Origin of the sequence: Nocardioides sp. (assembly GCF_031397825.1) — a bacterium.
In the GTDB taxonomy this organism is placed as follows: Bacteria; Actinomycetota; Actinomycetes; order Propionibacteriales; family Nocardioidaceae; genus Nocardioides.
Window position 1 is genome coordinate 1 of sequence record NZ_JANNML010000144.1, and the last position, 9,688, is coordinate 9,688.

General features: G+C 73.1%; 11 protein-coding genes. 8 read left to right on the top strand and 3 right to left on the bottom strand.

The window, feature by feature from the left end:
- The 7 genes from RMN98_RS12610 to RMN98_RS12640 form a co-directional block, all read left to right on the top strand.
- A partial coding sequence (locus RMN98_RS12610; RefSeq protein WP_309649164.1) for a sigma-70 family RNA polymerase sigma factor occupies positions 1-426 on the top strand: 426 nt, incomplete at its 5' end.
- 5 nt (positions 427-431) lie between these two features.
- The gene (locus RMN98_RS12615) at positions 432-1,529 is read left to right on the top strand and encodes an aminotransferase class V-fold PLP-dependent enzyme (RefSeq protein ID WP_309649165.1); all 1,098 of its coding nucleotides are present in this window, start codon (positions 432-434) and stop codon (positions 1,527-1,529) included.
- A gap of 210 nt (positions 1,530-1,739) precedes the next feature.
- Entirely contained in the window at positions 1,740-3,002 is a 1,263-nt protein-coding gene (gene egtA, locus RMN98_RS12620; protein WP_309649166.1) for an ergothioneine biosynthesis glutamate--cysteine ligase EgtA, read from the top strand.
- Positions 2,995-4,257: an ergothioneine biosynthesis protein EgtB gene (egtB, locus tag RMN98_RS12625; RefSeq protein ID WP_309649167.1), complete on the top strand. Its 1,263-nt coding sequence runs from the start codon at positions 2,995-2,997 to the stop codon at positions 4,255-4,257. Before egtA ends, egtB begins: the two co-directional genes overlap by 8 nt.
- Positions 4,250-4,954: an ergothioneine biosynthesis protein EgtC gene (gene egtC, locus RMN98_RS12630; RefSeq protein WP_309649168.1), complete on the top strand. Its 705-nt coding sequence runs from the start codon at positions 4,250-4,252 to the stop codon at positions 4,952-4,954. Before egtB ends, egtC begins: the two co-directional genes overlap by 8 nt.
- On the top strand, positions 4,951-5,922 hold the full coding sequence (gene egtD / locus RMN98_RS12635) for an L-histidine N(alpha)-methyltransferase (RefSeq protein WP_309649169.1): 972 nt from the start codon (positions 4,951-4,953) through the stop codon (positions 5,920-5,922). Before egtC ends, egtD begins: the two co-directional genes overlap by 4 nt.
- A gap of 292 nt (positions 5,923-6,214) precedes the next feature.
- A complete protein-coding gene (locus RMN98_RS12640) occupies positions 6,215-6,796 on the top strand; it encodes a hypothetical protein (RefSeq protein ID WP_309649170.1) in 582 nt (193 codons plus the stop codon).
- Positions 6,797-6,815: 19 nt separating this feature from the next.
- Here the strand turns inward: RMN98_RS12640 and RMN98_RS12645 are convergent, their stop codons facing one another.
- From RMN98_RS12645 to RMN98_RS12655, 3 genes are all read right to left on the bottom strand, one after another.
- Positions 6,816-7,646, bottom strand: a complete 831-nt coding sequence (locus RMN98_RS12645; protein WP_309649171.1) for an EamA family transporter — start codon at positions 7,644-7,646, stop codon at positions 6,816-6,818.
- 14 nt (positions 7,647-7,660) lie between these two features.
- Positions 7,661-8,137: a DUF456 domain-containing protein gene (locus tag RMN98_RS12650; protein WP_309649172.1), complete on the bottom strand. Its 477-nt coding sequence runs from the start codon at positions 8,135-8,137 to the stop codon at positions 7,661-7,663.
- Between the two features lie 105 nt (positions 8,138-8,242).
- Positions 8,243-8,455 carry a hypothetical protein gene (locus tag RMN98_RS12655; RefSeq protein ID WP_309649173.1) on the bottom strand — a complete coding sequence of 71 codons (213 nt, stop codon included), beginning with the start codon at positions 8,453-8,455 and terminating at the stop codon, positions 8,243-8,245.
- Positions 8,456-8,940: 485 nt separating this feature from the next.
- Between RMN98_RS12655 and RMN98_RS12660 the strand changes: the two genes are divergently transcribed.
- A partial coding sequence (locus RMN98_RS12660) for an ATP-binding protein (RefSeq protein ID WP_309649174.1) occupies positions 8,941-9,688 on the top strand: 748 nt, incomplete at its 3' end.

The following is a 9,688-nucleotide window of genomic DNA, read 5'->3' on the forward strand; positions in this document are numbered from 1 at the left end:
CAGGACCTGGGTCGCGAGCCCACGCCCGAGGAGCTCGCCAAGGAGCTCGACATGACCCCCGAGAAGGTCATCGAGGTCCAGAAGTACGGCCGCGAGCCCATCTCGCTGCACACGCCCCTCGGTGAGGACGGCGACTCGGAGTTCGGTGACCTGATCGAGGACTCCGAGGCCATCGTGCCCGCCGACGCCGTGTCCTTCACGCTCCTGCAGGAGCAGCTGCACGCGGTCCTCGACACGCTCTCCGAGCGCGAGGCCGGCGTGGTCTCCATGCGCTTCGGCCTGACCGACGGTCAGCCCAAGACGCTCGACGAGATCGGCAAGGTCTACGGCGTGACCCGCGAGCGGATCCGCCAGATCGAGTCCAAGACCATGTCCAAGCTGCGTCACCCGTCGCGCTCGCAGGTCCTGCGCGACTACCTCGACTGAGCCACGTGTCCGACCCCGCCGGGGGTGGGGTCGTCCACCTCGACTCCGCCGCTGCCGGGCGGATGGCGCCGGAGACGGTCGAGGCCGTCGGTGCGCACCTCGACCGTGAGGTCGCTCGTGGCGCCTACGTGGCCGAGGAGGAGGCGGGTGAGGCGCTCGTCGGCCTCCGCCGCGACCTGGCCGCCCTGTTCGGTGTGCCCGACGACGGTGTCGCCCTCGTCGAGAGCGGTACGACGGCACTCCAGGTCCTGATCGACTCGTGGTCCGTGCGTCCCGGCGACCGCGTGGGGGTCGCCCCCTCGGAGTGGGGGCCCAACCTCGAGGCGTTCGAGGCCGCCGGCGCGATCTGCGTGCCGCTGCCCGTCGACACCCACGGGGCGATCGACCACGAGGCCCTGGGCATGGACCTCGACCGGCTCGCGCTCACGCTCGTGCACGTCGACCAGGTGACCTCGCACCGCGGCCTGGTGCAGCCGGTCGCCGAGGTCGTGGCCGCCTGCGCCCCGGCGGGTGTCCCGGTGTGGGTCGACGCGGCCCAGACCCTCGGCCACCGCGTGCCAGCGGTCGGCGCGGCGGCGTCGTACGCCACGAGCCGCAAGTGGCTGCGCGGCCCGCGCGGGGTGGGCATGCTCGCGGTCGCCGCCGAGCACTGGGACCGGCTCCAAGCGCCGCCCCAGCGCAAGCATCCCGGTGCCGGCCCGCTCCGCCTGCTGGAGTCGGGGGAGAGCAACGTCGCCGGCCGGGTCGGCCGCGCGACGGCGCTCGCGGCCTACCGCGAGGCCGGCCCGGCCTGGGTGGAGGCGGAGCTGGACCGCGTGGGAGAGCGGACCCGCGAGCACCTCGCCGACGCGCCGGGCTGGAGCGTCCTCCCCGGCCGGGGCGCGATCACCGCGCTGCGCCCCTGGGCCGGCCAGGACGTGAGCGTGGTGCGGGCCCGGCTGCTGGCGGAGCACGGCGTGCTCACCACCGCCTCACTGGGGTGGCGTGCCCCGCTCGACCCGGTCGACCCCACGCTCCGGCTCAGTCCGCACCTCGACTGCACCGATGACGACCTGGAGCGGGTCGTCGTGGCGCTGCGAGCGCTCGCGCCGGCGATCGGCTGAGGCCGGTCGCGTGACGAACGTGGCCGTGCGGAGGAGATTCAGCACCCGGGACTACACCTGACGGTTCCGTGAACAACCCGTTCGGGTGCTTGGGTGGGTTGGCCCCGTCGGGTAAGCATGGACGTGCACATCCGAGGACGGCCGATCCTGGTCGCCCCCGCACCGACCCGCGGTCGACTCGTCGACCGGTCCGGACCTGGAGGGGGCGGAATGACCGCCGAGACAGTCACAGCGCCCACGGACGTGGGCGACATCCTGGACACCGCCGACCCGATGGCGGCAGCGACGGCGTACGTCGCCGCCGGGGCCCTGAGCCACGGCACGGACCGTCGCGTGGGCCTGGAGCTGGAGCTCCACCTGGTCGACCTCGCCACCCCGGCCCGCCGACCGTCGTGGGCCGAGGTGCAGGCCCTCGTGGCCGACCTGCCACCGATGCCCTCGGGCAGCACGGTCACCCTGGAGCCGGGCGCTCAGGTCGAGCTGTCGACGCCGCCGCGTGACGACGTCTCGGCAGCCGTCGCAGCCCTGCGGGCCGATCGTGAGGTCCTGCGACGGGCGCTGGGGGAGGCCGGCTTCGGGGCGGCGCCCCTGGGGTCCGATCCCGCCCGCGAGGTGAGCCGCTGCAACCCGGCTGCGCGCTACGCCGCGATGGAGCAGCACTTCGAGGCCCGTGGCTGCGGCACCCCCGCGCGCGCGATGATGTCGGCCACCGCCGCGCTCCAGGTCAACCTCGACGCCGGTCCGGCAGCAGGGTGGTCGGCCCGCATCGAGCTGATCCGCTCGCTGGTCCCGATGTTCGTCGCGGCCTCAGCCACCTCGCCCTACCTCGGCGGTCGCGCGTCGGGCTGGCACTCGATGCGGCAGGAGACCTGGCACGGCATCGACCACGGCCGCAGCGACCCGATCCCGGTGGGGGAGCCGACCGTCGCGTGGGCGCTCTACGCGCTCAACGCCCCGGTGATGCTGCTCCAAGGCGACGCCGGCATGACCCCGGTCCGCACGCTGGTGTCCTTCGGCGACTGGCTGCGCGAGCCGGCCCGGTTGGGCCGACGGGCCACCCAGGCCGACCTCGACTACCACCTGACGACGCTCTTCCCGCCGGTGCGACCGCGCGGCTACGTGGAGATCCGCTGCATCGACGCGCTGCCCGACCGTTGGTGGCCGGCTCTGGCCGCACTGGCGGCCACGCTGGTCGACGACCCCGGGGCGGCCGACCTGGCGGCCGAGCTGTGCCAGCCGGTCGCGCACGCCTGGGAGGCCGCGGCCCGTCACGGCCTGGCCGATCCCGCGCTCCGCCGCGCCGTCACCGGCTGCGCCGAGGTGGCGGCCCGCCGCGGCCCGGCCGACCTGCGGCCCGAGCTCGAGGCCTTCGCCGAGCTGGTCGCGTCAGGTCGCACCCCCGCCGACGAGATCCGGTCCCGAGCCGAGAGCCACGGCCCCCTGCGCGTCCTCGAGGAGGAAGCCCGTGCGTGAGTCCGTCGCCGTCGGCCTGGAGGCCGCCCGCACCCGCACCGCCCACCTGACCGACATCGACGAGGCGGAGCTGACCGCCCAGCACAGCCCGCTGATGAGCCCGTTGGTCTGGGACCTGGCGCACATCGGGCAGCAGGAGGACCTCTGGCTCCTGCGCGGCGGCAACACCGCGGCGCAGGGCATCCTCGCCAGCGACGTCGAGAAGCTCTACGACGCCTTCGAGCACCCGCGTGCCCGTCGCGTGACGCTGCCGCTGCTCACCGCCCGGGAGGCGCGAGGCTTCCTCGCCGACGTGCGCGGCCGGGTGCTCGACGGGCTGGAGCGGGCCGACGAGCAGCAGCTCTTCCCCTTCGTGATGGTGGAGCAGCACGAGCAGCAGCACGTCGAGACCATGCTGGCGACCCACCAGCTGCGCGACGGCGAGCCGGTCCTCGGCCACGGGTCGCCGTTGCCGCCCGGCCGTCCCGTCCCGAGCGACGCGGTCCTGGTGCCGGCCGGTCCGTTCACGCTGGGCGTCGACGGCGAGCAGGAGCCGTGGTCGCTCGACAACGAGCGCCCCGCCCACCAGGTCGACCTGCCGGCGTTCCGGATCGCCCGCGTGCCCGTGACCAACGCCGAGTGGCAGGGCTTCATCGACGCCGGTGGCTACGACGATCCGGCCTGGTGGTCGCCGCGCGGCTGGGAGCACCGCCTCGAGGCTGGGCTGGAGCGACCGCTCTTCTGGTCGGCCGACGGCTCCCGGCGACGCTTCGGCCTGGTGGAGGACGTCCCGGCCGACGAGCCCGTGCAGCACGTCTGCTTCTTCGAGGCCGAGGCCTACGCCGCCTGGGCCGGTGCCCGTCTGCCCACCGAGCAGGAGTGGGAGAAGGCCTGCGCGTGGGACCCCGACGCGGGACGCCGGCGCCGGTGGCCCTGGGGGGAGAGCGAGTGGACGCCCGCGCTCGCCAACCTCGGCGGTGACGCCCTGCGCCCCGCACCGGTCGGCGCCTACGAGGCCGGCGCGTCGGCGTACGGCGTGGAGCAGATGATGGGCGACGTCTGGGAGTGGACGTCGTCGGGCTTCGACCCGTGGCCCGGCTTCTCGACGATGCTCTACGCCGACTACAGCGTGCCGTTCTTCGGCGGCGACTACCGCGTCCTGCGCGGGGGAGCGTGGTCGGTCGGCGGGTCCGCGATCCGCCCGTCCTTCCGCAACTGGGACCACCCCGAGCGCCGCCAGATCTTCTGCGGTCTGAGGCTGGCCTGGGATGTGTAGGCACCTGGCCTGGCTGGGCGAGCCCCGCAGCATCGCGTCGCTGGTGCTGCAACCCCCGCACGGCCTGCTGCGCCAGTCCTACCAGCCACGGCGCCAGCAGCGGGGGCTGCTCAACGCCGACGGCTGGGGCGTCGGGTTCCACGTGCCCGGTCAGCCGCAGCCGGTGCGCTGGCGCTCGGCGCGCCCGCTGTGGGGCGACGCGTCCTTTGCCTCGGTCGCCCCCGTGCTCAGCAGCGGTGCGGTCCTGGCCGCCGTTCGCTCGGCCACCGAGGGCATGCCGATGGACGAGAGCGCCGCGGCCCCCTTCACCGACGGCCGCACGCTGCTCTCGCACAACGGCCGGGTCGACCGCTCGGTGCTGCCGCTGCGTCACGACGTCGAGTCGGTCTGCGACTCGGCGGTGCTCGCCTCCCACGTGCTCGCGACAGGCACCGAGACCGCCGAGGCCGTGGGACGCACCGTGCTCGATGTCGCGCGCCTCGACCCGACCGCGACCCTCAACCTGCTCCTGCACGACGGCAGCCGCGTGACGGCGGTGAGCTGGGGCGACCCCCTGAGCTACCTCGTCGAGCCTGACGGCGTCGTCGTCGCCAGCGAGCCCTGGGACGACGACCCCCGGTGGGTCGACGTCCCTGACCACCACCTGCTGGAGGTGACCTCCGCGGGGGTCACCGTGACCTCCTTGGAGCCCCGATGAGCCTCACCGACATGGCCGTGCACCTCGACCCGGGCAGCCTCGTGACCCAGATGGCGCAGGAGGTCCGCGCCGGGCTGAGCGCGCGGCCCCTCACGCTGCCGCCCAAGTACTTCTACGACGCCCACGGCAGCGACCTCTTCGACCAGATCACCCGGCTCGAGGAGTACTACCCCACCCGGACCGAGCGCTCGATCCTCGAGGAGCGCGTCGCCGAGATCGCCGAGGTCACCGGCGCGGAGACGCTGCTCGAGCTCGGCAGCGGCACCTCGGAGAAGACCCGGCTGCTGCTGCGCACCCTGCGCGACTCCGGCACGCTGACCCGCTTCGTGCCCTTCGACGTCGACCCCGCGATCCTCACCCTCGCCAGCGAGCAGGTCGCCGCCGAGTTCCCCGGGCTCGCCGTGCAGCCCGTCGTCGGCGACTTCGAGCGGCACCTGGGCGAGCTGCCCCGTGGCCCGCGTCGACTGCTCGCCTTCCTCGGCTCCACGATCGGCAACCTCGACCCCGAGCAGCGCACGGTCTTCCTGCGCGACGTCCGGGGCACGCTGGCCGAAGGCGACTTCTTCCTGCTCGGCACGGACCTGGTGAAGTCTCCCGAGCGCCTCGTCGCGGCGTACGACGACGCGCTGGGCGTGACGGCGGCCTTCAACAAGAACGTGCTCACCGTCCTGGACCGTGAGCTCGACGCCGACTTCGACCTGGACACCTTCCAGCACGTCGCGGTGTGGAACGAGCAGGAGGAGTGGATCGAGATGCGGCTGCGCTCGACCGAGGCCCAGCGCGTCCACGTGCGGGGGCTCGACCTCGAGGTCGAGCTGGCGCGTGGGGAGGAGATCCGCACCGAGATCTCCGCGAAGTTCCGCCAGGAGGGCGTGACGGCCGAGCTCGCGGCGGCCGGCCTGGAGCTGACCCACTGGTGGACCGACCCGGCGGGTGACTTCGCGCTGTCGCTGTCGCGGCCGATGTGAGATCTGCGGACGCGTTTTGTAGCCTGTGGGTGGCCTTCCCAGCAGGATCACGCTGATCACGGGTGAAGCTCACCAGTCGCAGGTGGTCCCGGCGGAGCCAGGACGTCCAGGTCCGATGCTGTTCGTCTTGGACGTGTGACACCGGTGGCCCGGGTCCGCAGTCGCGGGTCCGGGCCACTGTCATTTCCGCCCGGGACGGTGCATCGTGGAGGTCGACCGGTCACCCGGTGCAACCTTCCGGGGCTCGGTCGCATCTACCTGGGCACGAGCAACCTCACCCCTGGAGCTGACGATGTCGCACACCCCCCGCCCTGCCCGCCCTGCCCGCCTTGCCCGCCCCCTCGCCGCCGCTGCTGCCGTGGCCCTCACTGTCGGGCTGGCCGCCGTCGCGGCACCCGCCTCGGCCGAGTCCACGAGTGCCACGGACCCGGCGGACGCAACCGCCTCGCTGACCGACATCCGCCGCGTCACGGTCAACCACGGCCCCGAGCAGGTCATCACCAAGGTCCGCTTCACCGACCTGGTGCGGACCTCCGACGGCGGACCGTCGGGGATGACGGTCTTCTTCGACAGCCGGCCCGGTCGCAAGGGCCCGGAGCTCCGCTTCGACACCGGCCTGCAGGAGGGCACCGACTACCAGGTGACGAAGACGTCGGGCTGGGCCCAGTCGGGCGACCGGCTGACCTGCCCGGCGAGCCTGCGGCTGAAGTGGGCCGACGACGTCGCCGTCGTGCGGGTCTCGCGCGAGTGCCTCGGCGACCCCGCCAAGGTGCGCGTGGCCGTCAAGATGGTGGACCTCTACGACGGCTCCCACCCGGTCACCGACTGGCTGGGCAACCCGCGCTCGTTCACGTCGTACGTCGCCGCCGGCTGAGGCGGGCTCCGGGCCGGGGTCAGCCCACGGCGACCAGCACGACGGCGACCGCGCACAGGCCCAGGCCAGCGGCCTGGGCCCGGTGCACCCGCTCGTGCAGGAGGCCCGCGGCGAGCACGACGGTGAACGCCGGGTAGAGCGAGGTGATGACCGCCGACACGGTGAGGAGCCCGTCGCGCGTCGCCAGGAGGAACAGGCCCGTCCCCGCCGCGCCCAGGATCCCGCACACCAGCCCGACCAGGGCCACGGGACGCCGGGGGAGCCAGGCCTCGCGCAGCCCTTGGGCGACGCCCACCACGACGGCGGCGCCGATCAGCTGGTTGACCGCCAGGGGCAGCAGCCCCGCGGACTCCGGCACCTGGGCCAGCGCGGCGAAGAGGGTGCCGAAGCCGAGCCCGGCCAGGACGGCGTCGCCGAGCCCGGTCCGGGTCGGCCCGTCGGCTCCGGTCGGCACCCGCGCCACCAGCCAGATCGCCGGGATCGCCGCGACGATGCCCAGCCAGACCACCGCGCCGGGACGCTCTCCGAGCAGGAGACCGGCGCCGACCGGGACCAGCGCGGCCCCCACCCCGGAGACCGGCGCCACCACGCCCATCCGCCCGGTCGAGAGCCCGCGGTAGAGGAACGCCGTGCCGAGGCCGTTGCCGAGCCCGGCCAGGACCGTCCAGCGCCAGGTGTCGGCCGTGACGGTGCCGTCGACGAGGAGGGCCCCGACGAGGAAGAGGGCAGCGCCACCGAGCTGGGAGACCAGGGCGATCGCCCAGGGGGTCACCCGCTGGGAGACCAGGCCGCCGACGAAGTCGGAGAGTCCGTAGCCGGCCGCCGCCAGCAGGGAGAAGAGGATCGCCATCGCCAGGGCCCCGGTCAGGTGGCGACGACGCCGACGACCCAGGTGAGCGTCGCCAGCAGCCCGGCGGTGAGCTCGATGAGGATGCTCAGCCCCACCGCCCGCAGGGCGTGCTTGGTCGACGGCCAGGCCTCGGCAGCGCCCACCCGGCGGTGCTCGGCGACGTAGACGCCCAGCACGAAGCCGAGGACGATCCCGACGACCGGGACCACGAAGAAGCCGACGACCGCGACCGCGGCCCCGATCCACTGGGTCGAGGCGGGGATCCCGGCGTCCTTGAGGCGCTTCCCGGGGACGGCGTACTTCACCACCGTGCCGCCCAGCAGCAGCACCGTGGCGACCGCGAGCACCGCCCACCCGCTCGCGACGTCGACGCTGAGGGCCCAGCCGAGGATCGCGGCGAAGATCAGCGCGGAGCCGGGCAGCAGGGGCACCAGGATGCCGGCCAGACCGACCGCGAGGGCCACGGCGACGAGGACTTCGGTGAGGCTCACGGCGCACACCCTGTCACGCACGGTCCGGAAATGACCGATGGCCCCGGACTCGCGTCGGGGGCCATCGAGATGTCGGTGGGTGGCGTGGTCAGCGCTCGCGTCCGGCTACGTCGCCGGCGTGTTGGTGAGCTTGTGCGTCTCGTCGATCACCTTGACGGCGACCTCCTTGAGCTTGTCGCCGTGCTCACGCGCGTGGTGGGCACAGAACAGGAGCTCCGCGCCTGCTTGGAGCTGGACACGCAGGTAGGCCTGCGCACCGCAACGGTCGCAGCGGTCCTCAGCAGTCAGAGGAGCACTAGGGGCAACAACAGTTGTCACTTCGGCCTCATTTCTTGGGTGGTGTCCTAGTCAACGTAGCGAGGGGCCCCAACATTCCGGGTGGTGCCCCCGCCCAACGTGTCGTAGACCACGTCTATCCGATCACGGGGAGTTTGCCCTCCCTGCCGGACTTCATGCCGTGGACGCTCATCTGTCCAGACCGGTGGGGAGCTGGTGCTGCCTGTAGCTGTGAGTCTGACCTCCTATCGGCCCCCGGGCGGCCGATCGAAGGAAAGTCGCCGAGATCGTGTCCACTTCGTGACGTCCTCGGCGAGTGGAGCAGGTGCTGCGGTGGTGTCCTCACCGTAGGGCGGCTCCTGCGAGCGTGCCTTCACCGGCGTACGGCGTGTCGCCGGTAGATTCGGGGCCTGCACACCGCCCCACTCACGCACCGACGCAGGAGCCCCACGATCGCCGACAACACCTACAACGCAGCCCACCTCCTCGTGCTCGAGGGCCTGGAGGCGGTCCGCAAGCGACCCGGGATGTACATCGGCTCGACCGACACCCGAGGGCTCATGCACTGCCTGTGGGAGATCATCGACAACGGCGTCGACGAGGCGCTGGCCGGCGAGGCACACCGGGTCGAGGTGACCCTGCACGCCGACGACTCCGTCGAGGTGCACGACGACGGTCGCGGCATCCCGACCGACAAGGAGCCCAAGACCGGGCTCCCCGGGGTCGAGGTCGTGGCGACCAAGCTGCACGCGGGTGGCAAGTTCGGCGGCGGCTCCTACGTCGCGACCGGTGGTCTGCACGGCGTGGGTCTCTCGGTCGTCAACGCGCTGTCGTCGCGCATGGACATCGACGTCGACCGCAGCCCCAGCCAGCAGGGCCTGAGCTTCCAGCGCGGGGTCCCGGGCGTCTTCGACGGGGACGGGCCGGGTGCCGGCTTCGCGGCGCAGTCCGGTCTGACCCGCAAGGGAAAGCGTGTGGCCAAGGGCAGGACGGGCACCCTCATCCGCTTCTGGCCGGACCGGCAGATCTTCACCAAGGACGCGCGCTTCGAGCTGGAGGGCCTCCTCGGCCGGGCCCGGCAGACGTCCTTCATCGTGCCCGGGCTCGAGCTGGTCATCCGTGACCTCCGTGGACCCGACCCGGTCGAGGAGAAGTTCCGCCACGACGGCGGCATCGCGGAGTTCGTCGGCTTCCTCGCCCACGACGAGCCGGTCACCGACGTGCTGCGGCTGCAGGGCAGCGACACCTTCACCGAGACCGTGCCGATGCTCGACG

Coding starts and splice junctions, on each gene's coding strand:
- egtA (WP_309649166.1), top strand. CDS start 1,740: ATGACCGCCGAGACAGTCACAGCGCCCACGGACGTGGGCGACATCCTG.
- egtC (WP_309649168.1), top strand. CDS start 4,250: ATGTGTAGGCACCTGGCCTGGCTGGGCGAGCCCCGCAGCATCGCGTCG.
- egtD (WP_309649169.1), top strand. CDS start 4,951: ATGAGCCTCACCGACATGGCCGTGCACCTCGACCCGGGCAGCCTCGTG.
- RMN98_RS12640 (WP_309649170.1), top strand. CDS start 6,215: ATGTCGCACACCCCCCGCCCTGCCCGCCCTGCCCGCCTTGCCCGCCCC.
- RMN98_RS12645 (WP_309649171.1), bottom strand. CDS start 7,646: ATGGCGATCCTCTTCTCCCTGCTGGCGGCGGCCGGCTACGGACTCTCC.